Raw genomic sequence first — 23095 nt, forward strand, 5'->3', positions numbered from 1 at the left:
GCGTCCGCACCGTCACTTGCGCTGCCCCGCCGCGTAGTGCCCCGGCACCATCCGCGTGCTCACGGCGAACCGGTTCCACGCGTTGATGACCGTGATGGCGGCGATCAGCTGTGCCAGCTCGGCCTCCTCGAACTGCTTGGCGGCCCGCTCGTAGACCTCGTCCGGTACGAAGCCGTCCGTCAGGACCGTGACCGCCTCGGTCAGTTCGATGGCCGCCAGTTCCTTCTCGGTGTAGAAGTGCCGGGACTCCTCCCACGCGCCGAGCTGGATGATCCGCTCGACGCTCTCGCCCGCCGCGAGGGCGTCCTTGGTGTGCATGTCGAGGCAGAACGCGCAGTGGTTGAGCTGCGAGGCGCGGATCTTCACCAGTTCGAGCAGCGTCGGGTCGAGGCCCTGGCGGCTGGCGGCGTCGAGGCGGGCCATCGCCTTGTAGACCTCGGGGGCGAGCTGGGCCCAGTCCAGGCGGGGGCTGTGTTCGGGGGCGTATCGGGGGGTCTCCTCAGTGGTCATGCCTCGACCCTAGGTGTCGGGCGACCCAGGAGCATGGGCCAATTCGAGGGCGTGACCGTGGGCCAATTCGGGCGGGTGTGTCCCGGAGCGGGCCGTGGTGCACCGAAGGGCCGTCGCGGAAATCATGCTGTTTCCCATTCCCGAATACGGTGCCATGGATAGAGTCTGGGTATGAGCAACAGTGATTCGATAACCCGTGTGGGCCTGAAGAAAATCACCCCCGACGTATCCGCCGCGATGGGCGCCCTGCACGCCGCCGCCGTGACCGCCGCCCAGGACGCCAAGGTCGAACCGGAAATCCTGGAACTGATGAGGATCCGCGCCTCGCAGCTCAACGGCTGCGCCTTCTGCCTCGACATGCACACCAAGGACGCGCGCGCCGCCGGCGAGACCGAGCAGCGCCTCTACGCCCTGAACGCCTGGCGGGAGACCCCCTTCTTCACCGAACGCGAGCGCGCCGCACTGGCGTTGGCCGAGGCTGTGACCCTGGTCCACGACGGGCACGTACCGGACGCGGTCTACGCCGAGGCCGCGGAGGTCTTCGCCGAGGCGCAGATCGCGGCACTGATCTGGGCGGCCACCGTCATCAACGCGTACAACCGGATCGCGATCGCGACACGGATGGCGCCGGGCGGTTATCAGCCGGCCAAATGAATGGCCCGCAGTGAATGGTCGGCGGTGAACAGCGTGCGGTGAATGGCACGCCGAATACGGGCATCGGCAGGAATTGCCGATGCCCGCTTCTTTTCCGCCCGCCGCGGTTCGCTATTTCTCCGGCAGTGGCTCCGCCGTGTTCTCCAGCCACCTCTGCCATTCCGGCGCCCGCTCGGCCGGTGCCGTCCGCAGCAGCCCGCCCATCCAGGCCGTGACCGGTCGGATGCCGTGCAGCGCGTTCACCAGCCACACCTCGCGGCCGTCCAGGTCGGCCACGGTCCGCTCGCGGTGGGCGACGCGGACGCCGGTGCGCAGGGCCCGTTCCTGGATCAGGGCGGCGGTCACTCCGGGCAGGACCGGCAGCCGGGGCGAGGGCAGGCACAGGGTGTCGTCCTCCCACCACAGCACGCTCGCGGTGGCCGCCTCCAGCACGACGCCGGAGGGCGTGACGAGCACCGCCTCCTCGGCGCCCTCCTCCGAGGCGCGCTTGCGGACTCCGGCGAGGGTGTCCAGGTCGGGGCCCTTGCGGCGGGGGACGATCCGGGGATCGCACTGGCCCGCCGCCCAGACCCGCACGCCGGACCCGAGCGGTGGCGCGGGCCGGAGGAGGAGCCGCAACTCCCCTGATTCGGCGGCGAGTTCGACCCGCGGAAACCAGTCGCCGGTGCGTGGCAGCGCGTCGGTCATATCCCGCCAGAACTGCAGCAGCCGGCTCAGCGGCGGCCCGCCGGCCTCGCCGCAGGAGTGCAGGAACCGCTCCTGGTGCCGTTCCAGGTCACGCACCCTGCCGTCCCGCACCAGCCAGGAGTCCGCGACGAGCAGCCGCCCTCCGGAGGTGCCGGCCGGGGTCAGCCCCCGACCCGGCGACCACGCCGACAGGCCCTCCACGACGACCGGTTGAACTGATTGAGTCACCACTGCCCCTTTTCGTTCAGTACTTGCGGCCCGCGACGGCCAGCGCCCCGTGGCGGGGCCCGTACGGCGCGTGTTCCAGCCAGGATCCGCACCACGGCAGCACGGGCGCGAGCGCAGCCGCCGTGCGCTGCTTGACGCGGACGATTCGGCGCCGGGGCCGCAGCTGGTCCAGCGCGGCTCCGGCCGCCGCGCTGTTGAACAGCGCCGCGGCCCGCCGTACTTCGGCGAACGGCTCTACCGCGCCGGTGGCGATCGCCTCGGCTGCCGCCGCCGCGTCCGCGATCCCGCTGTTCATCCCCCGCGCCCCGAACGGCGGGAAGAGATGGGCCGCCTCGCCGACGAGCAGCACCCGCCGGTGCGGGTCGGTGAACGTGGCGGCCACCTTGCGCAGGAAACGGTAGGTCGACACCCACAGGACACGCTCGGCGTACCCGTCACCGACGACCGCCGGCAGCCACCTCCGTACGGCCTCCTCGGTCCCGAACTCCTCCTGCGCGTCGTCGTTTCGGCACTGGAGGTCGACCTGGAAGCCGCCGGTGAAGGGCACCCGCATCACACTGCGTCCGCCGACGCCCGGATGCTCGTAGTGGAAGACCCGCTCCAACGGCAGTTCGGCGCCCGGGACATCGGCCACGTCGACGACCACGTGGAAGCCCTCGCCGCTGCTGCCCTCCATGGCGATGCCCAGCGCCTCCCGGACGGCGGAGTGGGCGCCGTCCGCGGCGATCGTGTACCGGCAGTCCAGCTGCCGTCCGTCCGCGCAGCGCAGTGAGACGCCCGTCGGTGTCGTCCGGACGTCCGTCACGCGCGCGTCCCACGCGAACTCCACCCCGGCCCGCTCGCACGCGGCGCGCAGGAAGCGCTCGGTGTCCACCTGGCGCAGGCTGGTGAAGGGCGGCGGGCCGGACGGGGGCGGGAAGGTGCGGGAGTACACCTCGCGGCCCCGGTACAGGGTCCGTCTCGTGTGCCAGGTCCGCCCGTAGGAGCTGATCTCGGCGGCGAGGCCCGGCAGCATCCCGTCCAGCAGTGCGAGGGTCTCCCGGTGCACGAACAGGGCGCGGCTGCCCGGCCGTTCGCGGTCCTCGGGGTCGGCCTCCAGCAGGACGACCGGCAGTCCGCGCGCCCGCAGTGCGAGCGCGGCCGAGAGGCCCACGGGCCCGGCGCCGACCACCGCGACCGGATTCACGCGCGGACGCCCGCCGCCAGCATCCGGGTGATCTCCACCCGTTTCACCTTCCAGGTCGCCGTCATCGGCAGCTCCTCGAACCGCCACTGCTGGGGCTCGGCCATCGCGGGCAGGTCGGCCGTCGCCTCTCGCCAGCGCTCCGGATCCAGCGCCCGTTCGCCGCGTACGCACACCACCGGCACGGGCTCCCGGTCCGCGCCGGGCACGATGACCACCTCGCGCAGCTCCTCCAGCCGGTCCATCAGCACGTCCTCGACCTCCAGGTTGCTGTGCACGGAGTCGATCTGGTCGATCTCGCGGTCGATCAGGTACAGCGCGCCCAGCCGGCTGCGGTAGCCCATGTCGCCCATCTCCCACCAGCCGTCGTGGAGTTGACGGTCGTAGCGGTCCTGCATGCCGAGGTAGGTGAGGATCCGGCCCCGGGTGCGGGCCTCGATCCGGCCGGGTGTCCCGGGCGCCGTGGGCCGGCCGTCGGGGCCGGTGACCCGGACGCGGGTGAAGCCGGGCAGCCCGATGCCGACCCGTCGCCCGTCGGCCCGCGCGGCGCTGCGCCGGGTGAACCACTGGAAGGCGACGGGGCCGGTCTCGCTCTGCCCGTAGAGCTGGAGCAGCCAGGGCGCACGCCGGGTGGAGGCATCGAGCAGCCGTCGTACCGTGCGCGGGTGGATCGCGTCGAACGTCGAGCCGTACGACCGCACCCGCGACAGCGGTGCGCCGGGCGCGTCGGCCAACTCCTCCCACAGGACGAAGGTGTTGGGGTGGGTCTCGACGATGCCGGGCCGGTGCCGGACCAGCAGCGGTGCCACCGCCGCCGGGTCGGGGTCGGTGATCAGGACCAGCGGGCTGCCGAAGCGCAGCAGGACGCCGAGCAGGTGGTAGAAGCGCGAGTGCACGAACGACATGTGCAGGGCCGCCGTCTCGCCGCGCGTGGGCCAGCCCATCGCCTGCTGCGGGATGAGCCGGTTCCACATGGTGTTCGGGCAGTGCACGGCGAGCTTGGGCAGGCCGGTGGTGCCCGAACTGTGCGTGATCAGGGCGGGCTCGCGCGGGTGCAGGCGCACGGCGGCGGGACGTTCGGCACCGGCGTACTTCGTGAGGGGTTCGGCCCCGGGCGCCTCGTCCACCGACAGGACCGCCCGCACCGGGAGGTCCGACTCCTTGAGCGGACCGTCCAGTTTGGCCCGGTCGGTGACCAGCCACGGTCGGCGCAGCCGGCCCACCAGTTCCGCGACGACCGGTCCGGCCAGCGCGGGGGAGAGCAGCGCCGGTACCGCGCCGATGCGGGAGATCGCGCAGGTCAGCAGGACGATGTCGACGTTGTCCGTCTTGTGCACGACCACCCGCTCCGAGGGCCGTACCCCCGCCTGCCACAGCCGGCCGGACAGCTCCTCCACGACGTCGGCGAGAGCCGCGTAGGTGAGGTCGACGCCGAGGTCGGGATGGGTGTCCAGCGGCCGGTCCAGGGTGACGTGGACGGCTCCGTGGCGCTCCGCCGCCCGCCGGAAGAGCGGGCCCAGGTAGAACCCGCGATCGGTGAGCGGGAGGTGCTGCTCTCGCATCTGGCCGTTCCTTTCTGTCGTGGTCACCAGGCGCCCCTGCGGACCAGGTGGCGGCGGAGTTTGCCGGTGGGGGTGCGGGGGAGGGACGGGACGAGGCTCACGCTCCGGGGCACCTTGAAGGCGGCCAGCCGCTCGCGGGCCAGCCGCAGCAGGTCGTCCTGGAGGCCTTCCGGGGCCCGGGTGACGGGGACGACGAAGGCGCGCAGCCTGCTCGCGCCGGTCCCGTCGGTGACGGCCGCGACCGCGACCTCCTTCACCGCCGGGTGGGTCCGCAGTACGGCCTCCACCTCCAGCGGAGAGACGGTGATGCCGCCGACCATCTCCATGTCGTCGGCGCGGCCCAGATGCCGGAAGGCGCCGTCCGGCTCGCGGACCGCCCGGTCGTGGGTGGCCAACCAGCCGCCGACCAGGGTGCGTTCGCTCTCCTCGGGCCGGTTCAGATAGCCCGGGGTCACGGTCGGGCCGCGTACCCACAGCTCACCCTCGGTGCCGTCCGGCACCGGGCGGCCCGCGCGGTCGCGCAGCTCCACCTCGAAGCCGGGCACCGGGCGGCCGACGGTACCCGGGTGGTTGTGCCCGAAGCCGTTGGCGCAGAACGCGTGACCGGCCTCGGTGGAACCGATCTGCTCCAGCACCGGCGCGCCGAGCAACTCGGTTATCTGCCGGCCCAGTTGTTCGGGCAGTCCCTCGCCGGCAGACACCGCGGCCCGTACCGAGGCGAAGCAGGTCCGGTGCCCGCTGCCCCGGTCGGCGACCAGCGCGGCGTACGCGGACGGCACGGAGTAGAGCAGCGTCACCCGGTGCCGGGCCACCAGCTCGTCCACGGCGGCCGGGGTCGGCCGCCGGTCCACGAGGACGGCGGAGGAGCCGGAGAAGAGCGGGAAGACGAGGGCGTTGCCGAAGCCGTAGGCGAAGTACAGCTTGGACACCGACAGGGTGACGTCGTCCCCGGTGATCCGCAGCAGCCGCCGCCCGATGAGGTCGTGGTACGCCTTCGGGTCGCCGTGCGTGTGCACGGCACCCTTGGGACGGCCCGTGGTGCCGGAGGTGTACTGGACGTACAGCGGCGCGTGCCCGTCGACCGGGTGGGCCAGGGTCGGTCCGGCGCCGGCGGTGAGGGCGAGCAGCTGGTCGGCGCCGAGGCGGGGCCGATCGGTGAAACGTTCCTCCAGGCCGGGTCCCGTGACACACAGCACGGCCTCGGTGTCCGCGGCCATGAACGCGTGGTCGGCCGCCGGGAGTTCGGGATTGACCAGCACCGCGACGGCCCCGAGCCGCGCGGTCGCGAGGAACGCCGTCACCCAGGCGATGCCGTCGGGCAGCGCCAGCACCACCCGGTCGCCGGGCCGTACCCCGTGACCGGCGAGCACGGTGGCGGCGCGGGCCGCGAGCGCGTGCACCTCGCCGTGGGTCCAGGTCCGGTGCCCCTGGTGGAAGGCGGCCCGCCCGGACCACCCGCGCCGCTCGGCCAGCCCGGCGAGCTGGGCGGCGAGATTGCCGGGGGCGGCGGCGTCGGACGGCGTGAGCACCGTCTGCGGAGTCGTCATCGCACGGGCTCCTCGGTGGCGGTGTGCTCGCCCCGGACGCGCTGCGCGCGGAGGGCGGCGCCGGTCGCCGTGTGCTCCCGCTGCTCGCGGATCCGGTCCCCGGTGTACTGGTGCAGGGCCCGCATCTGGGCCGCCGTCTTCAGCAGCATCTCGTCGTACTCGCCGACCGGATCGGAGTCGAGGACGATCGCGCCCCCGGCGCCCAGCTGCATCAGCCCGTCCGCGAGGACGGCCGTACGGATGACGATGTTGAGATCCGCGCCGCCGCTGCACCCCAGGTAGCCGAGGGCACCGGAGTACACACCGCGGGCCTCGGTCTCCAGCCGGTCGATGATCTCCAGCGTGCGCAGCTTCGGTGCCCCGGTCATCGAGCCGCCGGGAAAACAGGCCCGCACGCACTCCACCGCGTCCGTGCCCTCCCGCAGCCGGCCCTCGACGGTGGAGACCAGCTGATGCACGGTCGCGTACGTCTCGGTCGCCATGAGCCGGGTCACCCGCACCGACCCGGTCCGGCAGACCTGGCCCAGGTCGTTGCGGAGCAGATCGACGATCATCAGGTTCTCGGCCCGCGTCTTGGCGTCCGAGGCGAGCGCCTCCCGCAACCGGGCGTCCTCTGCCGGATCGTTTCCGCGTGGCGCGGTGCCCTTGATGGGGCGCGCCTCGGCGATCCCGTCACGGGTGATCCGCAGGAACCGCTCCGGGGACGAACCGGCCACGTCGACGTCGCCCAGCCGCAGGAAGGCCGCGTACGGGGCCGGGTTGGTCCGGCGCAGCACCCGGTAGAAGGCGAAGGGGTCCGGCGGTGCGGGTAAACGGGCCGCGTTCGTCAGACAGATCTCGTAGCTGGTGCCCGCCCGCAACTCCCGCCGGCAGGACTCGATGTCCGCGAGATACGTCTCCCGGTCCCGCACCAGCCACGGCTCGGCGGCGCCGAGATCGGGCCCGACCGGGGCGGGCGCAGGCGGCCGTTGGGCCTCGGTGGTGACGCAGCTCAGCTGGGCCAGCGCGCTCTCCAGCCAGTCGGCGGCCTCCCAGGTGGCGTGCGGGGTGTCCTCGGCGAGACAGACCGCGTAGGTGAACCCCTTCAGATGGTCCACCGCGATCAGCCGGTCCGCGAACAGCCAGCAGGCGTCCGGGACGTCGGAGGAGTGCCGGTTCGGCGAACCGCAGTCGGCCTTCGTCTCGTAGCCGAAGTAGCCGACGTACCCCCCGGTGAAGTCGAAGGGCAGGTCTCCCGCGTCGACATGACGGGTCGCCAACTGCCGTCTCAGATAGTCGAAGACGCTCGCCGTGACCTTGCGCGTCGGGCGTCCCGACCGCTCGACCTCACAGGTGCCGGCCTCGACGTCGTAGCGCACGAACTCCCCGAGCGGACCGCTGTCGTCGCCGAAGAACGAGAACCGCGACAGGCCCTCCTCGACCAGGGCGCTGTCCAGCCAGAACGCCCGCCGCGACGCCCCGTACATCCGGGTGAAGGCGGCCTCCGTGTCGACCGCGCCGGCGATGCGCCGGGTGTGCAGCCGGTAGGCAGGACGGGCCACGCGCCGGGGACGGGGTATCGCCGCGGCGGCCGGGGTGACGGCGGTGTTCTTCGTACGGGCTCGGCCGGCCCGTTCCGCCGTGAGATTGCGGAAGTTGACGAGCATGCGGTGGCCGTACTCGGTCAGCACGGACTCCGGGTGGAACTGCACGCCCCACAGCGGCCGGCTGCGGTGCCGCAGCGCCATCAGGACACCGTCCTCGGCCCAGGCGGTGGCCTCCAGGGTGTCCGGCAGCGGCTCGGGCACGGCCAGCGAGTGGTAGCGGACGGCGGTGAAGTCCTGCGGCAGTCCGCGGAACAGGCCGTGTCCGTCGTGCCGGACTCTGGAGAGATGCCCGTGCCGGGGCTGCGGCGCGGCCGTCACCCGGGCGCCCTCGCCGAGCGCGATGCCCTGGTGGCCCAGGCAGACGCCGAGCACGGGGAGCGGGGACTCGGCGAGCAGGGCGGACGCGATGCCGAAGTCGCGCGGTTCGGCCGGATGCCCGGGCCCCGGCGACACCACGACATTGTCGAATTCCGCGAGATCCGGGATCCCGCCCGGGGCGTCATTACGGATCACCACCGGTTCCTCGCCGTTGACCTCGGCGATCAGCTGGAACAGGTTGTACGTGTACGAGTCGTAATTGTCGATGAGCAGGGTCTTCACCCGCCCACCTCCCTTGCTTCGCTCCGGACCTATGCGGTCCGCCTTTTATGTCGTCCGCGGAATGCCTGGAGCGGCGGATACAGCCATTTCTTGAGGAAACGCTGGAGCCGCGGCATGAGAATCCAGGTGACGAGAGCCGTCACACACAGGCACAAAAGAAACGTGCGGACGAGTGGATTGAGGCCGCCGAGATAAGGAAGAATGATCAGATTGAACAGGAGCACCGGCGGAAACACCGCGCTCATGTTCACGAACCACAGTTTCCATTTCGCCGGCGGAGTGGGGGTCTTCGGCGTGGCGGTCTGTGAGTCGAACCACACCTTGGAGCCCCGCACGCTCCGGCGCCCGGTCTGCCGGGCGAAGTCCGCGGCCTGTACGTCCCATTGGGCCCGTGCGGTGGAGTCCTCCCAGGCCCGGACGGTTCCCTCACTGGCGAAGCGATAGACGACATGCCACTCCGCCTCTCCGTCGACGAGTACGCCGCCTCCCAGGAAGCCTGGTTGCTGGGCACTCGCGTTCAACATCGCCCACGCCCACGGTTGGAAGTCGGGCCCGCGGCCCGGCACCACTTGAAAGGCCATGGTGACGGTGACGTGATTACTGGTCACACGGACAGGTACGCAGAACCTTCACAGCACGTTCAAATCTTCAATGAAGTTTTTTCGGTTGACCGGCGATTGCCCGTATCGTGCCCCTTTATCAGCCTTTTGCCCGCCTTCGCGCACTCTGTCGAACCGTACTCGCGGTAACTTTCCCCGAATTCCCGGAAGCACTTGCAGGCCGGTCTTCAATGGCTGCACGATCGCTCTCCCGACCGAAGGAGAATCATGTCCAGGTACGACTGGGATATGCGGCACGAGGGAATCGACAGGGCTCGTACGGTGATCGAATCCGCGCGCAAAGAAGTGACCGCGCACCCGATTTACCAGCGCATCGACAGCCGCGAGAACATGGCGACGTTCATGGCCCACCATGTCTTCGCGGTATGGGACTTCATGTCCTTGCTGAAGTCCCTGCAACGCGAACTCACCTGTGTCGACGTCCCCTGGGTACCGCGCGGCTCGGAGGTCAGCCGACGGCTCATCAACGACATCGTGCTGGTCGAGGAGAGCGACGAACTCAACGGCGGTTTCACGAGTCACTTCGAGCTGTACCGCGCCGGCATGACCGAGGCCGGGGCCGACACCACCCGGATCGACGCGTTCCTCGCCCTGCTGACCGAGGGCCACGGTGTGCCGGCGGCCCTGCGCGGCGCCCAAGTCCCCACCCCCGCCTCCGAGTTCGTCCGCACCACCTTCGGCATCATCGAGGACCGCCCCCTGCACTGCCGCGCCGCCGCCTTCGCCTTCTCCCGCGAGGACCTCATCCCCGACATGTTCGACCAGGTGATCAAGAAGGAGGGCACGGACCGCTTCCCCCTGTTCTGCGACTACCTCGCCCGCCACATCGAGGTCGACGGCGAGGAACACACCCCCATGGCCATGCAGATGGTCGCCGACCTCTGCGGCACGGACGACGCCCGCTGGGAGGAGGCGGTGGAGACGGCGACACTGGCACTGGAGGCGAGGTCACGCCTGTGGGACGGGATCGTGGAGGCCATGGGCTGAGAAGAGGGGGGCGGCGGGGCTCCGGCCTGTGGCGAAGAGGGGCTGACGACTCGGGCGCAGGCCGGCATCATCCAGCCTGTCCGGCGTTTGAGGACGAGGCCCCTTCAGGGCCGAAGCGGGGGCCTGGGGGCGCAGCCCCCAGAGACGGTCACCCCGACTCACCCGCACCATCACCCGCTCCACCGCCGGAGGCCGGCGCCTCCCCGAACCGCGCCAACGCCAACGCCCCCACCACCGCCACCACAAACCCCAACACCGCCAGCCACTCCAACCCGCCCCGCGTACGGTCCCCGAGCCACACCACCCCCACCGCCGCCGGCCCGATCGTCTCCCCGATCACCAACCCCGCCGTGGCCGTCGTCACAGACCCCCGCTGCAAGGCCGTCGTCAGCAACAAAAACGCCGCACCCCCACCAACAAGCAGCGCGTACGTCGCCGGATTGCTGACCAGCGTCGAGGGGGAGAGCGAGTCGATCAACCGCACCGCCACCTCGACCACCCCGAACCCGAACCCCGCCCCCAGCCCCAGCGTCAACGCCCGCCCCCGCTCCGGCAGTCGCCCACCCACCAGCCCGAGCAGCAACACCACCGCGGCCGTCCCCAACATCGCCCACTTCAAAGCCGTGGACCCGACCCGGTCCCCTTCCGCGCCCGACGCCAGCCCCAGCATCGCCAGCCCCGCGCACACCACCCCGACGGCCGCCCACTCCGTCCCGCTGAGCCGAACCCCCAGCAGCCGCGCGGCCACCACCGCCGTCACCGCGAGGCTCGACGCGAGGGCAGCGCCGACCGCGTAGATGGGAAGCGACCGCAGTGCCGCGATCTGGAACACGAAGCCCAGCCCGTCCAGCCCGAGCCCCGCCAGATACCGCCACTGCCGCAGCGCCCGCAGCAACAGCGCCGCGTCCCCGCCCCCACCCGTCGTGGCCGCCCGCGCGGCGACCGCCTGAAGCACCGTCGCCGTACCGAAGCAGACCGCCGCGCCGAGCGCGCACACCATTCCAAAGAGCACAAAGGGACTCTAGGGGAGGGGAGATCGCCACGGAGCCCCGCGCGGGGACTCTCACCGAACTCCAGATGCTGGACGCACGAGCCGCCCCGTCCGACCCGCCCGGTAGGCTGACCGGCGGGCCGTGACTGGCGCGCTGGGATGGGACCGACCATCGGGGAGCGGCCCGAGCTGCAATGTGTGCCGTGCGCCTGGGCCGTACCGTGAACGCCGAACGCCACGTCCGGAGGTCCCCATGCCCGACAATTCCGCGCCCCTCTCCCGCGAGTCCACCGCCTTCCGCGCCGCCCTCGACGTGATCCACGCCGTCGAGCCGCGCGTCGCCGACGCCATCGGCCAGGAAGTCGCCGACCAGCGCGAGATGCTCAAGCTGATCGCCTCCGAGAACTACGCCTCCCCGGCCACGCTGCTCGCGATGGGCAACTGGTTCAGCGACAAGTACGCCGAGGGCACCGTCGGCCGCCGCTTCTACGCCGGCTGCCGCAACGTCGACACCGTCGAGTCCCTCGCCGCCGAGCACGCCCGCGAACTCTTCGGCGCCCGCCACGCCTACGTCCAGCCGCACTCCGGCATCGACGCCAACCTCGTCGCCTTCTGGTCGGTCCTCGCCGACCGCGTCGAGGTCCCCGCCCTCGCGAAGGCGGGCGTCCGCCAGGTCAACGACCTCTCCGACGCCGACTGGGCCGAACTCCGCCACGCCTTCGGCAACCAGCGCATGCTCGGCATGTCCCTGGACGCCGGCGGCCACCTCACCCACGGCTTCCGCCCGAACATCTCCGGAAAGATGTTCGACCAGCGCTCCTACGGCACCGACCCCGCGACCGGCCTCATCGACTACGACGCCCTGCGCGCGTCGGCCCGCGACTTCAAGCCGCTGATCATCGTCGCCGGCTACTCCGCCTACCCCCGCCTGGTGAACTTCCGCCTGATGCGCGAGATCGCCGACGAGGTCGGGGCGACCCTCATGGTCGACATGGCGCACTTCGCCGGCCTGGTCGCGGGCAAGGTCCTGACCGGCGACTTCGACCCGGTCCCGCACGCCCAGATCGTCACCACGACCACGCACAAGTCCCTGCGCGGCCCGCGCGGCGGCATGGTCCTGTGCGACGACTCCCTCAAGGACCAGGTCGACCGGGGCTGCCCGATGGTGCTGGGCGGCCCGCTCCCGCACGTCATGGCCGCCAAGGCCGTCGCCCTCGCCGAGGCCAGGCAGCCCTCCTTCCAGGACTACGCCCAGCGCATCGTCGACAACTCCCGCGCGCTGGCCGACGGCCTGATGCGCCGTGGCGCCACCCTCGTCACCGGCGGCACCGACAACCACCTCAACCTGATCGACGTGGAGACGTCCTACGGCCTCACCGGCCGCCAGGCCGAGACCGCCCTCCTGGACTCCGGCATCGTCACCAACCGCAACGCCATCCCCGCCGACCCGAACGGCGCCTGGTACACCTCCGGCATCCGCATCGGCACCCCCGCCCTCACCACCCGTGGTCTGGGCACGGCGGAGATGGACGAGGTCGCGTCCTTGATCGACCGAGTCCTCACGGCGACCGAGCCGGGCACGACGAAGTCGGGCGCCCCGAGCAAGGCGAGCCACGTCCTGGACGAGAAGGTGTCGCAGGAGATCGCCCAGCGGGCAACGGACCTGGTAGCAGGCTTCCCGTTGTACCCGGAGATCGACCTCGGCTGATCACCCCATGAGGGCAGCCAACCAAGGGGCGCGGGGCCGCATTCATTTGCGGCTCCGCCGCGGGGCGCGACCGGCCCCCACCGGCCCGCAGTCCCCCACGCTCCGAAACCACCCCCCACCCACCGGGCCAACCACCCCCTTCCCCTCTGCGAGAATGGGGGCATGGCCTCAGACCGACCCCGCGTGCTCTCCGGAATCCAGCCCACCGCAGGCTCGTTCCACCTCGGCAACTACCTCGGCGCCGTCCGCCAGTGGGTAGCCCTCCAGGAGTCCCACGACGCGTTCTACATGGTCGTGGACCTGCACGCGATCACGGTCCCGCAGGACCCGGCGGACCTGCGCGCCAACACCCGCCTCGCCACAGCGCAACTGCTGGCCGCAGGCCTGGACCCGGACCGCTGCACGCTCTTCGTGCAGAGCCATGTCCCCGAGATCGCCCAGCTCGCCTGGATCATGAACTGCCTGACCGGTTTCGGCGAGGCGTCCCGCATGACCCAGTTCAAGGACAAGTCCGCCAAGCAGGGCGCCGACCGTGCCTCCGTCGGCCTCTTCACGTACCCGATCCTCCAGATCGCCGACATCCTGCTGTACCAGGCGCACGAGGTGCCGGTCGGCGAGGACCAGCGCCAGCACGTCGAGCTGACCCGCGACCTCGCCGAGCGCTTCAACAGCCGCTTCGGCGAGACCTTCACGATCCCGAAGCCGTACATCCTCAAGGAGACGGCGAAGATCTACGACCTTCAGGACCCGTCGATCAAGATGAGCAAGTCGGCGTCGACGCCGAAGGGTCTCATCAACCTGCTCGACGACCCGAAGGCGACCGCGAAGAAGGTCAGGAGCGCGGTCACCGACACGGACACCGTGATCCGCTACGACGCCGAGCACAAGCCGGGCATCAGCAACCTCCTCACCATCTACTCCACCCTCACCGGCAAGTCGGTCGCCGAGCTGGAGCAGGAGTACGAGGGCAAGATGTACGGCGCGCTCAAGACGGACCTCGCCGAGGTCATCGTCGAGTTCGTGACGCCGTTCCGGGAGCGCACCCAGCAGTACCTGGACGACCCGGAGACGCTGGACTCGATCCTGGCCAAGGGCGCGGAGAAGGCGCGCGCCGTCGGGGCCGAGACCCTGGCGCAGGCGTACGACCGGGTGGGTTTCCTGCCCGCCAAGCACTGAGGCGTACGACCGCACCGAAGTACCACTGGACAGAGCGCTGCACATCACTACGGTTGCGCCTGCCCACAACTCGGGTGTGGCCGTACAGTCGATAGCCGAGTGGCCGCGCGCGGGGCGCCCCGCTCACCATCAGGACCGTCATCAGGACCACCGACAGGACGACAGGAGACGACGTGGGGACCGTAACGATCGGTGTGTCGATCGCGGTCCCGGAGCCTCACGGCAGCCTGCTCCAGGAGCGGCGCGCGGGCTTCGGCGACGTCGCGGCTCACGGTATCCCCACGCACGTCACGCTGTTGCCGCCGACCGAGGTGGACTCCTCGGAGCTGCCCGCGATCGAGGCCCATCTCGTCGAGGTCGCCGCCTCCGGTCGCCCCTTCCCGATGCGGCTGTCCGGCACCGGCACGTTCCGGCCGCTGTCCCCGGTCGTCTACGTCCAGGTCGTCGAGGGCGGCGAGGTCTGCACCTGGCTGCAGAAGCGGGTCCGTGACGCCTCCGGGCCGGTGGCACGTGAGCTGCACTTTCCGTACCACCCGCACGTCACCGTCGCGCACGGCATCGACGACGAGTTGCTGGACCGCGCCTTCGCGGCGCTCGCCGACTACCGTGCCGAGTGGCCCTGCACCGGCTTCGCGCTCTACGAGCAGGGTGCCGACGGCGTCTGGCGCAAGCTGCGCGAGTTCACCTTCGGCGGCGCGGTCGTGCCGCCCCAGGCGGCCCACACCGAGCGCGGCACGATCCCCAGTCACTGACTCCCTGACCGACTCCCTGACCAACTCCCCTCACCGCGAGGCGGTGGACAGGGCAGGACAGGGCAGAATCGGATCATGGACTGGCTGAAGAAGCTCCCCTTCATCGGGCCGCTGTGGGTGCGCCTGACGGCCACGCACGTGTGGCGGTCGTACGAGCGCCTGGACCGGGTGAAGTGGTCGCAGCTGTCCGCCGCCATGACGTTCATCAGCTTCATCGCGCTGTTCCCGCTGCTGACCGTGGCCGCCGCGATCGCCGCCGCCACTCTCAGCACCGACCAGCAGCACGAACTGCAGGACAGGATCGCCGAGCAGGTCCCCGGCATCTCCGACCAGCTCAACATCGGTTCCCTGGTGGACAACGCGGGCACTGTCGGTCTCATCGCCGGTGCCGTCCTGCTGTTCACCGGCATCGGCTGGGTCGGCTCGATGCGGGAGTGCCTGCGCGCGGTGTGGGAGCTGCCCGACCGTGACGAGAACCCCCTCTGGCGCAAGCTGATCGACACCGGTGTGCTGGTCGGTTTCGGCGGCGCCGTCCTCGCGACGATCGCCATCTCGACCGTCGCCTCCGCCCTGGTCGACTGGATCAGCCGCGAACTGGGCCTGGTGCAGGGCGGCTGGGGCGGCATCCTGCTGCGGATCGCCGCGTTCGCCGTCGCCGTACTCGCCGACTTCCTGCTCCTGCTCTACGTCCTGACCCTGCTGCCCGGCGTCGAACCCCCGCGCCGCCGCCTCTTCGTGGCCGCGCTGATCGGCGCGGTCGGCTTCGAACTGCTGAAGCTGCTCCTCAGCGGCTACATCCAGGGCGTGGCCGCGAAGAGCATGTACGGCGCGTTCGGCGTCCCCGTCGCCCTGCTGCTGTGGATGAACTTCACCTCGAAGCTGGTCCTGTTCTGCGCCGCCTGGACGGCGACGCCGAGCAGACCCGAGGACGACGACGACTACGTCCCGGCCGACGACACCGGGAACCCGAAGGTCAGGGACGAGGGCGACGGCGGACCAGATCCGGCAGCGGCCAGCGCCGGTTGACCAGGAAGACGGCACCGGCGAGCAGCACCAGCAGCCCGCCGACGATCGCGAGCGCGATCCCGACCCCGCTCGAACCGTCCTCCTCGGCGGCCACAGGGGTGGAGGACGCGGCAGGCTTCGTGCCCGCCGTGTCCCCGCCCGCCTCCCCGCTGGCCGTAGCGCCCGGCTGTGCGCTCGACTGCGCCGCGTTCCTCGGCGCGACCAGCTCACCCACCGGCCGTACCTTGCCGGACGCCTGGAAGCCCCAGTCGAGGATCTTGGCGGCCTCCTTGTAGACCTCGTTGTGCTCGTCCTTCTCCGGGTTCATGACCGTCACCAGCAGCACCTTGCCGTTGCGCTCGGCGACCCCGGTGAAGGTGGCGCCGGCGTTGGTGGTGTTGCCGTTCTTGACACCCGCGATGCCCGGGTACACGGAGACGTCCGAGTCGCCGCTCAGCAGCCGGTTGGTGTTCTGGATCTCGAAGGTCCCGCGGACCGACTTGCCCTTCTTCTTCGTCGTCCCGCCCGGGAACTTCGCGCTCACCGTCGAGCAGTACTCGCGGAAGTCCTTCTTCTGCAGCCCGGAACGCGCGAACAGCGTCAGGTCGTACGCCGAAGAGACCTGCCCCGCCTCGTCGTAGCCGTCCGGTGTCACCACGTGCGTGTCCAGCGCCTGGAGGTCCTGGGCGTGCGCGTTCATGTCGGCGACGGTCCGGTCGACGCCGCCGTTCATGTGGGACAGGACGTGCACGGCGTCGTTGCCGGACCGCAGGAAGACACCGAGCCACAGATCGTGGACCGTGTAGCTCTCGCCCTCCTTTATCCCGACCAGGCTGGAACCGGTACCCATCCCGGCCAGGTCGGACGCGACGACCTTGTGCTCGGTCGTCTTCGGGAACTTCGGCAGCACGGTGTCGGCGAACAGCATCTTCAGGGTGCTCGCCGGAGGCAGCCGCCAGTGCGCGTTGTGCGCGGCCAGCACATCGCCGGACTCGGCGTCGGTCACGATCCACGACCGCGCGGTCAGGTCCTTCGGCAGTACCGGCACGCCGGCCGCCTGATTGACCTGCGTCCCCGCCAGGGCGAGCCGGGTGCCGCCCACCGACGACATGTTCGCCGGGGGAGTGGCCGTAGGACTCGTCGACGGGGTCGGAGTCGAGGCCGGGGTCGGACTCGGGGCCGCGAGGGCGACGGGCGCGGTGAGCGCGAGGGACGACAGGGCGGCGGAAAGCACCAGCAGGGATCGCCTGATGGTCTGCTGTGGAGCGGGCACGGACGAGAACGTACATGCCCGGCGACCCGAAGTCCCGTCACCGTCCCCACCCCGGACACGGGCCCCCGGGGACGACGGCGATACTGGACTCATGAAGCTCAGCCGCCCCGTCTCCTGGTTCCTGCTCGCCTTCGGGGTGTGGAGCTGGGTCATCTGGGTCACTTTCGTCAAGAATCTCGTTCAGGACAGCAGCGGGCAGGCCTTCGACGACGGCCGGCCGACGGCGTTCTTCTGGGTGCATCTGACGCTCGCCGTCGTGTCCTTCGTATTGGGGACGGTCATCGGGGGCCTCGGGTTGCGTGGACTGCGCGCACTGCGCGAGACGTCATAGAGAAGTGGCCATCGTCGTCATCGCCCTCGTCGCCCTGGTCGCGATAGCCGTCCTGGGCGGTGCGCACTGGTACGTCTGGCGTCGCCTGGTCCGCGACACCACGCGCGCGTGGGGCCCGGCCCGAGTCACCGGCACGGTCGTGTTCATCGCCGGTCCGGTCCTGATGATCGCGGCCCTGGTCGCCGAGCGAGGCGGCGCCCCCTTCTGGCTCCAGCGCGCCCTGGGCCGGCCCGGTTTCCTCTGGATGGCCCTGGCGGTCTACCTGCTGCTGGCCGTCCTCGCGGGCGAGGTCCTACGGCCGCTGCTGCGCCGGCTCGTCGAACGGCGTGGGGACGCCGGGACGGTCGTGGAAGAGACCGAGCCCCCGGCCCCCGAAGCGGCCCCCTCCCGCCGGCTCTTCGTCTCGCGGGTCGTCGGGGGCGCGGCTGCCGCCGCCGCTGTGGGGACCGTCGGGTACGGGACCTACGGTGTGCTGCGCGGGCCCGGCGTCAAGCGGGTCACCGTGCCGTTGGCCAGGCTGCCGCGGTCCGCGCACGGATACAGGATCGCGGTCGTCAGTGACATCCATCTGGGGCCGGTCCTGGGGCGGGGGTTCGCGCAGAAGGTCGTCGACACGATCAACGCGACGCAGCCCGATCTGATCGCGGTCGTCGGCGACCTGGTCGACGGGAGCGTGAAGAACCTGGGGCCCGCGGCGGCTCCGCTGGCCCGACTGCGGGCGCGGCACGGGTCGTTCTTCGTCACCGGCAATCACGAGTACTTCTCCGGCGCCCAACAGTGGCTGGAAGAGGTCCGCACGCTCGGGATCCACACCCTGGAGAACGCCCGTACCGAACTGCCCTGGTTCGACCTCGCCGGGGTCAACGACCTCCAGGGCGAGAGCGAGGGCCAGGGGCCCGACTTCGGGAAGGCGCTCGGCGACCGGGACACCACGCGCGCGTGCGTGCTCCTCGCCCATCAGCCGGCGCAGATCCACGAGGCCGTCCAGCACGGCGTCGACCTCCAGCTCTCCGGGCACACCCACGGCGGCCAGCTGTGGCCGGGCAACTTCATCGCGGCGGCGGCCAATCCGACGGTCGCCGGCCTGGAGCGCTACGGCGACACCGAGCTGTACGTCAGCAGGGGTGCGGGCGCGTGGGGACCGCCGACGCGGGTGGGGGCGCCGTCGGACATCACGGTCGTCGAACTGGCGTCGAAGCAGGCCTAGTTGGTGGTCTGCGGGCAGGTCCGCGAAGTGGCTGGGAGTCGCCTGTGAAACCGGTGGTTAACACCCGTCGGTAAGTTCTTTCTCATCTCGGCAGAACTCTCTTCCCCCGGATGAAACTCCTGTGGTTAGGTGATCCGCGCCACTAGGGGAGTGGCATATGCGCAGGGGCCCGGGAGGGTCCTGGGGAGGGCATACCGATGCGGTCGGTTCGCATACGGATTCTCGCGACGCTGCTGGTTCTGGCCGCCGTGGGAGTGGGCGGCTGGCAGTTGCTGCCGTCGAACGGGAACAAGGACAAGACGATCACGGTGGGCACGACGGACGCCGTCACGTCGCTCGACCCGGCCGCCGCCTACGACGCCGGTTCCTGGGCGTTGTACAGCAACGTCTTCCAGACACTGATGACGTTCGGCTCGGGCGGGACGACACCCGTGCCGGACGCGGCCAAGAGCTGCGCGTTCGTGGGCGGGGGGCTGAAGACGTACCGCTGTGTGGTGCGCGAGGGGCTCACCTTCCCGAGCGGGCGCGCGATGACCGCCGCGGACGTGAAGTACTCCTTCGACCGGGTCAAGAAGATCAACTCGGATGTCGGCCCGTCGTCCCTGTTCTCCACGCTCGGCTCGGTCACCGCCTCCGGGATGACCGTCACCTTCCACCTGTCGTCGCCGGACGCCACGTTCCCGTTCAAGGTGGCCACCGGCGCCGGTGCGATCGTGGACAGCACCAAGTACCCGAAGGACGCCCCGCGCAACGGCTACCGGGCCGACGGCACCGGGCCGTACACCCTGTCGACGTATACGAAGGACAAGAAGGCGGTCCTGACGCCCAACACCCACTACAAGGGCGCGATCAAGAAGACCGGGAGCCCGGTCGAGCTGTTGTACTACGCCGACTCGGACGCGCTGCAGAAGGCGTACGAGGCGAAGCAGGTCGAGGTCGCCACCCGCCAGCTGCCGCCGAAGATGCTCTCCGGGCTCTCCGCGAGCGACCCCAGCCAGCGGGTGTCCGAGGCCGACAGCTCCGAGACCCGCAACCTGTACCTCAACACCCACAAGGGCACACCCCTGCACGACGTCCTCGTCCGGCAGGCCATGGCCTGGCTGATCAACCGCGAACAGCTGGCCGCCACGGTGTACGACGACACCGTCGACCCGCTGTACTCGCTGATCCCCACCGGCATCCTCGGCCACACGACGTCCTTCTTCGACGCCTACCCCACCCAGAGCGCCAAGAAGGCCAAGGCCCTCCTCGAAGAGGCCGGTGTCTCCATCCCGGTCCACTTCACCTACGGCTACGGCATCGGGCACGGCTCCGGCGCCGAGGAGGCCGCCGAGCTGAAGAGGCAGCTGGAGGCGAGCGGCCTGTTCAAGGTGGACGTCAAGGGCTACGAGTGGACCGACTTCCAGAAGCGCTGGGCCACCGGCAAGATGGACGCGTACGCGGTCGGCTGGGTCGCCGACTACCCCGACCCGGACACCTTCGGCTCCCCGCTCGTCGGCACCGGTTCCACCATGAACACCGGCTACAGCAACAAGCTCGTCGATCAACTGATCCTCAACAGCCAGCAGTTCGCCGACCGCAGCCGCGTCGACCAGGACTTCCGCGATCTGCAGGTGGACGTGGCCCAGGACGTGCCGCTGATCCCGCTGTGGCAGCGCAAGGAGTACGTCGTGAGCAGCGAGGACGTCGGCGGGATCTCCTATCTCTCGGACGGCACCGGCGTGTTCCGGCTGTGGGCCCTGGACTGGATCTGACCGGCCCGTGTCGTTGACCTTTGTTCGAGCTTTGTCCGAGTGACACCGGACGGCTCTCGCACGCAGCACCATGTGACGGAGGCGTGCGCGGGGTGAGGAGCCGACGTGGTCAGACGCAACTCCTTCCGGCTGCCCCGGCACCCGGCGTCCGTGGGTCTCGCCCGGCGCCGGGTCCGGGACCACCTGGCGGACTGGGGGCACGGGAGCGACGATCCGGCGCTCCAGGACGCGGTGCTGCTCGTGTCCGAGCTGGCGACCAACGTCGTACGCCACGGGCCGCTCCTGGAGCGGGAGTTCGAGGTGGCGGTGACGGCCCTCGCGGACGGCTCCTGCCTCATCGAGGTGTCGGACGAGGGCCGGCTGGAGCCCCGGCTGCGGGTCGTCACGGACGTCGAGGAGGCCGGTCGCGGACTCCTCCTCGTGGAGGGCATCGCGGCGGCCTGGGGCGTGTGGAGCCGAGGCGTGCACGGCAAGACGGTGTGGGCACTCGTCCTGCCCGACACCCCGTGAGACCCCGGCTGTCCTACGACGGCACGGGCGTCCGTGTCGGCAGGGTCACCGTCACCGCGAGCCCCTCGCCCGGCGCCGTCCGCACCGCCACGTCGCCGCCGTGCGCCTGGACGACGCCCTGCACGATCGCCAGCCCCAGACCGCTGCCCGCACCGCCGCCCGCCCGGAAGAACCGGTCGAAGATGCGCGCCGCGTCGTCCTGGCAGAGCCCCGGACCCTGGTCCGCGACACACAGCCGTACGACCCCGTCCTCGCGCTCCAGACCGAGCCGCACGGGCACGTCGGCGGGGGTGTGGGTGCGCACGTTGGTGACCAGGTTGCCGAGTATCTGGCGCAGGCCCGACTCGTCGGCCCGCACCAGCAGGGAGCCGTCGGCGCCGACCGTGACGGGCCGTTCCGGCTGCTGCACGCGCAGGTCCTCGGCGGCGTCGCGCACCAGGCGGCTCAGGTCGACGTTCCGGAAGCGCAGTTCGGGCCGCTGGTCGAGGCGGGCCAGGGTGAGCAGTTCGTCGACGAGGCGGCCCATGCGGTCCGCCTCCGCGTTCATCCGGTCCCAGGCCCGTCTGCGCTCCTCGGGCTCGGTCAGCATGCCCTTGTCGTACAGCTGGAGGTAGCCGCGTATCGCAGACAGCGGCGTGCGCAGCTCGTGCGAGGCGTCGGCGACGAAGCGGCGCAGCTGGGCCGCCGTACGCTCGCGCGTGCGGTACGCCGACTCCACCTGGTGGAGCATGGAGTTGAGGGCGACCCGCAGCTGCTCGACCTCCTGTGTCGGATGGTGGCTGGAGGGCACGCGCCGGGTCAGATCGCCCTCGGCGATCGCCGACGAGGTCTCCACCATGTCCTCCAGGGGCAGCAGCCGGCGCCGCACGCTGAGCATCGTCAGACAGGCCAGCAGCACGATCAGCAGGCTGCCGAAGGCCAGGTCCAGCTTGAGGGCCTTGGCCATGCCGTTGTGGAAGCTGCCGGTGGAGGCGGCGATGAGGATGTACGTGCCGTCGGCGAGCCGGATCCCGGTCGCCCGGTAGGGGGCGCTGAGCAGCGAGATGTCGCGCGGTGTGCTGTCCCGGGCGAGGGCGGCCGGGTCGGGGAAGGCGTCGGCGAGCGCCCGTTGGCTGTTGGTCGGGGCGTATCCGGCGATCGTGAGCACCCGGCCCCGGCGGTCGATCGCCGCGAACACCGTGTCCGGCTTCGGGGAGCCGCTGCTCTGCTGCGGCATCAGCCGGTCGCCGATGCCGGCCAGGGAGCTCAGCACGTTGATCTGCCGCATGGTGAGCTTCGAATCGCTCAGCGAGTCACGGGACTTGGTCAGTTCGGCGTCGACCTGGGCGAGCAGATAGTGCCGCATGCCCATCAGGCTGACGGCGGTGGCCATGACGATGCCGAGCGCCAGCAGCGCCACGTTCGCCAGGGTCAGCTTGGCGCGCAGGGAGTGGACCCCGCGCTCGCAGTTCGGGAGGTGCAGTTTCCTCATGCGAGCCCGTATCCGACACCCCGCCGGGTGGTGATCACCGGCGCTCCCAGGGTGTCCAGCTTGCGCCGCAGATAGCTGATGTAGGTCTCGACGACGGTCGACTCCGGCGGGGTGTGCTCGTACTGCCAGACGTGGCGCAGGAGTTGCTCCTTGGGCACGATCCGGCCGCCGTTGCGCACCAGGAAGCGCAGCAGGGCGTACTCGGTGGGGGTCAGCTCGACCGAGTTGCCCGCGCGGTGCACCGAGTACGTCGTCTCGTCCAGCTCCAGGTCGCCGTAGCGCAGCGGCGGGCGCTGGGGGAGGACGTCGTCCGGGCGGGTGCGGCGCAGGACCGCCGTGATGCGGGCGACGACCACGTCGATGTCGAACGGCTTGGTGATGTAGTCGTCGCCGAAGCCGAGGGCGCCGACGATCTCCGCCGGCGCGTCCCGCGCGGTGAGGAAGACGAGCGCCAGGTCCGGCCTGCGGGCGCGCAGTTCGTGGCCCAGGGCGCGGCCGTCGCCGTCCGGGAGCATCACGTCGAGCAGCGCGCAGTCCGGGCGGGTGCGCTCGGCGAGGGCGAGCGCCTCGCGCACGGTGCCGGCGGTCATCACCTCGAAGCGGTGGTAGCGCAGCGCGATGGCGAGGACGTCCGCGATGCTCGGTTCGTCCTCCACCACCAGCACGGTTCCTGGAGCCGTCATGCCCCCAGTATCGGCCGGGGCACTGACAGCGGGGCCGGTTCGGTCTTTGGAGTTCCTTGAGAGTCATGCC

21 protein-coding genes and 1 riboswitch are annotated in these 23095 nt (G+C 70.8%); of the genes, 10 read left to right on the top strand and 11 right to left on the bottom strand.

Annotation, left to right across the window (positions count from 1 at the left end):
• Positions 1 to 12: 12 nt before the first annotated feature.
• On the bottom strand, positions 13 to 510 hold the full coding sequence (locus ACIQBL_RS01960) for a carboxymuconolactone decarboxylase family protein (protein WP_401935710.1): 498 nt from the start codon (positions 508 to 510) through the stop codon (positions 13 to 15).
• Positions 511 to 681: 171 nt separating this feature from the next.
• On the opposite strand from ACIQBL_RS01960, the gene ACIQBL_RS01965 reads away from it, so the two are divergent.
• The gene (locus ACIQBL_RS01965; protein ID WP_401935711.1) at positions 682 to 1164 is read left to right on the top strand and encodes a carboxymuconolactone decarboxylase family protein; all 483 of its coding nucleotides are present in this window, start codon (positions 682 to 684) and stop codon (positions 1162 to 1164) included.
• Between the two features lie 111 nt (positions 1165 to 1275).
• On the opposite strand, the gene ACIQBL_RS01970 is transcribed toward ACIQBL_RS01965, so the two are convergent.
• The 6 genes from ACIQBL_RS01970 to ACIQBL_RS01995 are packed head-to-tail and all read right to left on the bottom strand — an operon-like array spanning position 1276 to position 9138.
• On the bottom strand, positions 1276 to 2079 hold the full coding sequence (locus ACIQBL_RS01970) for an aminotransferase class IV (protein ID WP_401935713.1): 804 nt from the start codon (positions 2077 to 2079) through the stop codon (positions 1276 to 1278).
• A 16-nt stretch (positions 2080 to 2095) separates the two neighbouring features.
• Positions 2096 to 3265 carry an FAD-dependent oxidoreductase gene (locus tag ACIQBL_RS01975; RefSeq protein ID WP_401935715.1) on the bottom strand — a complete coding sequence of 390 codons (1170 nt, stop codon included), beginning with the start codon at positions 3263 to 3265 and terminating at the stop codon, positions 2096 to 2098.
• Positions 3262 to 4824, bottom strand: coding sequence for a class I adenylate-forming enzyme family protein (locus ACIQBL_RS01980; protein WP_401935717.1), 1563 nt, complete (start codon positions 4822 to 4824; stop codon positions 3262 to 3264). The genes ACIQBL_RS01975 and ACIQBL_RS01980 overlap by 4 nt, the downstream gene beginning before the upstream one ends.
• 23 nt (positions 4825 to 4847) lie before the next feature.
• Positions 4848 to 6371, bottom strand: a complete 1524-nt coding sequence (locus tag ACIQBL_RS01985) for a benzoate-CoA ligase family protein (RefSeq protein ID WP_401935718.1) — start codon at positions 6369 to 6371, stop codon at positions 4848 to 4850.
• Positions 6368 to 8557, bottom strand: coding sequence for an aminodeoxychorismate synthase component I (gene pabB / locus ACIQBL_RS01990; RefSeq protein ID WP_401935720.1), 2190 nt, complete (start codon positions 8555 to 8557; stop codon positions 6368 to 6370). Before pabB ends, ACIQBL_RS01985 begins: the two co-directional genes overlap by 4 nt.
• Before the next feature lie 29 nt (positions 8558 to 8586).
• Positions 8587 to 9138, bottom strand: a complete 552-nt coding sequence (locus tag ACIQBL_RS01995; protein WP_234477859.1) for a hypothetical protein — start codon at positions 9136 to 9138, stop codon at positions 8587 to 8589.
• Between the two features lie 246 nt (positions 9139 to 9384).
• Here ACIQBL_RS01995 and ACIQBL_RS02000 point away from each other — a divergent pair, with 246 nt between their 5' ends.
• On the top strand, positions 9385 to 10164 hold the full coding sequence (locus ACIQBL_RS02000) for a DUF3050 domain-containing protein (RefSeq protein WP_401935721.1): 780 nt from the start codon (positions 9385 to 9387) through the stop codon (positions 10162 to 10164).
• Between the two features lie 148 nt (positions 10165 to 10312).
• On the opposite strand, the gene ACIQBL_RS02005 is transcribed toward ACIQBL_RS02000, so the two are convergent.
• On the bottom strand, positions 10313 to 11164 hold the full coding sequence (locus ACIQBL_RS02005; RefSeq protein WP_401936989.1) for a hypothetical protein: 852 nt from the start codon (positions 11162 to 11164) through the stop codon (positions 10313 to 10315).
• Between the two features lie 123 nt (positions 11165 to 11287).
• Positions 11288 to 11377, top strand: a riboswitch (ZMP/ZTP riboswitch).
• A gap of 31 nt (positions 11378 to 11408) precedes the next feature.
• On the opposite strand from ACIQBL_RS02005, the gene ACIQBL_RS02010 reads away from it, so the two are divergent.
• The 4 genes from ACIQBL_RS02010 to ACIQBL_RS02025 all read left to right on the top strand — a co-directional run bounded on the left by ACIQBL_RS02010 (position 11409) and on the right by ACIQBL_RS02025 (position 15817).
• The gene (locus tag ACIQBL_RS02010; RefSeq protein WP_401935723.1) at positions 11409 to 12863 is read left to right on the top strand and encodes a glycine hydroxymethyltransferase; all 1455 of its coding nucleotides are present in this window, start codon (positions 11409 to 11411) and stop codon (positions 12861 to 12863) included.
• Positions 12864 to 13025: 162 nt separating this feature from the next.
• Positions 13026 to 14039, top strand: coding sequence for a tryptophan--tRNA ligase (trpS, locus tag ACIQBL_RS02015; RefSeq protein ID WP_401935725.1), 1014 nt, complete (start codon positions 13026 to 13028; stop codon positions 14037 to 14039).
• Between the two features lie 173 nt (positions 14040 to 14212).
• Positions 14213 to 14791 (top strand): 2'-5' RNA ligase family protein, encoded by a 579-nt coding sequence (locus tag ACIQBL_RS02020; protein ID WP_401935727.1) that lies wholly within the window; start codon positions 14213 to 14215, stop codon positions 14789 to 14791.
• Between the two features lie 75 nt (positions 14792 to 14866).
• Positions 14867 to 15817: a YihY/virulence factor BrkB family protein gene (locus ACIQBL_RS02025; RefSeq protein WP_401935729.1), complete on the top strand. Its 951-nt coding sequence runs from the start codon at positions 14867 to 14869 to the stop codon at positions 15815 to 15817.
• On the opposite strand, the gene ACIQBL_RS02030 is transcribed toward ACIQBL_RS02025, so the two are convergent.
• Positions 15765 to 17069, bottom strand: a complete 1305-nt coding sequence (locus ACIQBL_RS02030; protein WP_401935731.1) for a D-alanyl-D-alanine carboxypeptidase family protein — start codon at positions 17067 to 17069, stop codon at positions 15765 to 15767. The two genes, ACIQBL_RS02025 and ACIQBL_RS02030, sit on opposite strands and share 53 nt — an antisense overlap.
• Before the next feature lie 91 nt (positions 17070 to 17160).
• On the opposite strand from ACIQBL_RS02030, the gene ACIQBL_RS02035 reads away from it, so the two are divergent.
• The 4 genes from ACIQBL_RS02035 to ACIQBL_RS02050 all read left to right on the top strand — a co-directional run bounded on the left by ACIQBL_RS02035 (position 17161) and on the right by ACIQBL_RS02050 (position 20871).
• Positions 17161 to 17400: an SCO4848 family membrane protein gene (locus ACIQBL_RS02035; protein ID WP_401935732.1), complete on the top strand. Its 240-nt coding sequence runs from the start codon at positions 17161 to 17163 to the stop codon at positions 17398 to 17400.
• Between the two features lie 4 nt (positions 17401 to 17404).
• Positions 17405 to 18607: a metallophosphoesterase gene (locus ACIQBL_RS02040; protein ID WP_401935734.1), complete on the top strand. Its 1203-nt coding sequence runs from the start codon at positions 17405 to 17407 to the stop codon at positions 18605 to 18607.
• A 197-nt stretch (positions 18608 to 18804) separates the two neighbouring features.
• A complete protein-coding gene (locus ACIQBL_RS02045; protein WP_401935735.1) occupies positions 18805 to 20361 on the top strand; it encodes an ABC transporter substrate-binding protein in 1557 nt (518 codons plus the stop codon).
• A 105-nt stretch (positions 20362 to 20466) separates the two neighbouring features.
• Complete coding sequence (locus ACIQBL_RS02050) at positions 20467 to 20871, top strand: ATP-binding protein (protein ID WP_401935736.1); 405 nt, start codon at positions 20467 to 20469, stop codon at positions 20869 to 20871.
• Between the two features lie 13 nt (positions 20872 to 20884).
• Here the strand turns inward: ACIQBL_RS02050 and ACIQBL_RS02055 are convergent, their stop codons facing one another.
• A complete protein-coding gene (locus ACIQBL_RS02055) occupies positions 20885 to 22342 on the bottom strand; it encodes a sensor histidine kinase (protein WP_401935738.1) in 1458 nt (485 codons plus the stop codon).
• Positions 22339 to 23025, bottom strand: a complete 687-nt coding sequence (locus tag ACIQBL_RS02060) for a response regulator transcription factor (RefSeq protein ID WP_401935740.1) — start codon at positions 23023 to 23025, stop codon at positions 22339 to 22341. The genes ACIQBL_RS02055 and ACIQBL_RS02060 overlap by 4 nt, the downstream gene beginning before the upstream one ends.
• Positions 23026 to 23095: the final 70 nt, after the last annotated feature.

This window comes from Streptomyces sp. NPDC088350 (genome assembly GCF_044753545.1).
Taxonomy (GTDB): domain Bacteria; phylum Actinomycetota; class Actinomycetes; order Streptomycetales; family Streptomycetaceae; genus Streptomyces.

Coding starts and splice junctions, on each gene's coding strand:
- trpS (WP_401935725.1), top strand. CDS start 13,026: ATGGCCTCAGACCGACCCCGCGTGCTCTCCGGAATCCAGCCCACCGCA.
- ACIQBL_RS02025 (WP_401935729.1), top strand. CDS start 14,867: ATGGACTGGCTGAAGAAGCTCCCCTTCATCGGGCCGCTGTGGGTGCGC.
- ACIQBL_RS02000 (WP_401935721.1), top strand. CDS start 9,385: ATGTCCAGGTACGACTGGGATATGCGGCACGAGGGAATCGACAGGGCT.
- ACIQBL_RS02045 (WP_401935735.1), top strand. CDS start 18,805: ATGCGGTCGGTTCGCATACGGATTCTCGCGACGCTGCTGGTTCTGGCC.
- ACIQBL_RS02035 (WP_401935732.1), top strand. CDS start 17,161: ATGAAGCTCAGCCGCCCCGTCTCCTGGTTCCTGCTCGCCTTCGGGGTG.
- ACIQBL_RS02005 (WP_401936989.1), bottom strand. CDS start 11,164: ATGGTGTGCGCGCTCGGCGCGGCGGTCTGCTTCGGTACGGCGACGGTG.
- ACIQBL_RS02010 (WP_401935723.1), top strand. CDS start 11,409: ATGCCCGACAATTCCGCGCCCCTCTCCCGCGAGTCCACCGCCTTCCGC.
- ACIQBL_RS02055 (WP_401935738.1), bottom strand. CDS start 22,342: ATGAGGAAACTGCACCTCCCGAACTGCGAGCGCGGGGTCCACTCCCTG.
- ACIQBL_RS01985 (WP_401935718.1), bottom strand. CDS start 6,371: ATGACGACTCCGCAGACGGTGCTCACGCCGTCCGACGCCGCCGCCCCC.
- ACIQBL_RS01980 (WP_401935717.1), bottom strand. CDS start 4,824: ATGCGAGAGCAGCACCTCCCGCTCACCGATCGCGGGTTCTACCTGGGC.
- ACIQBL_RS01965 (WP_401935711.1), top strand. CDS start 682: ATGAGCAACAGTGATTCGATAACCCGTGTGGGCCTGAAGAAAATCACC.
- ACIQBL_RS01960 (WP_401935710.1), bottom strand. CDS start 510: ATGACCACTGAGGAGACCCCCCGATACGCCCCCGAACACAGCCCCCGC.
- ACIQBL_RS01995 (WP_234477859.1), bottom strand. CDS start 9,138: ATGGCCTTTCAAGTGGTGCCGGGCCGCGGGCCCGACTTCCAACCGTGG.
- ACIQBL_RS02060 (WP_401935740.1), bottom strand. CDS start 23,025: ATGACGGCTCCAGGAACCGTGCTGGTGGTGGAGGACGAACCGAGCATC.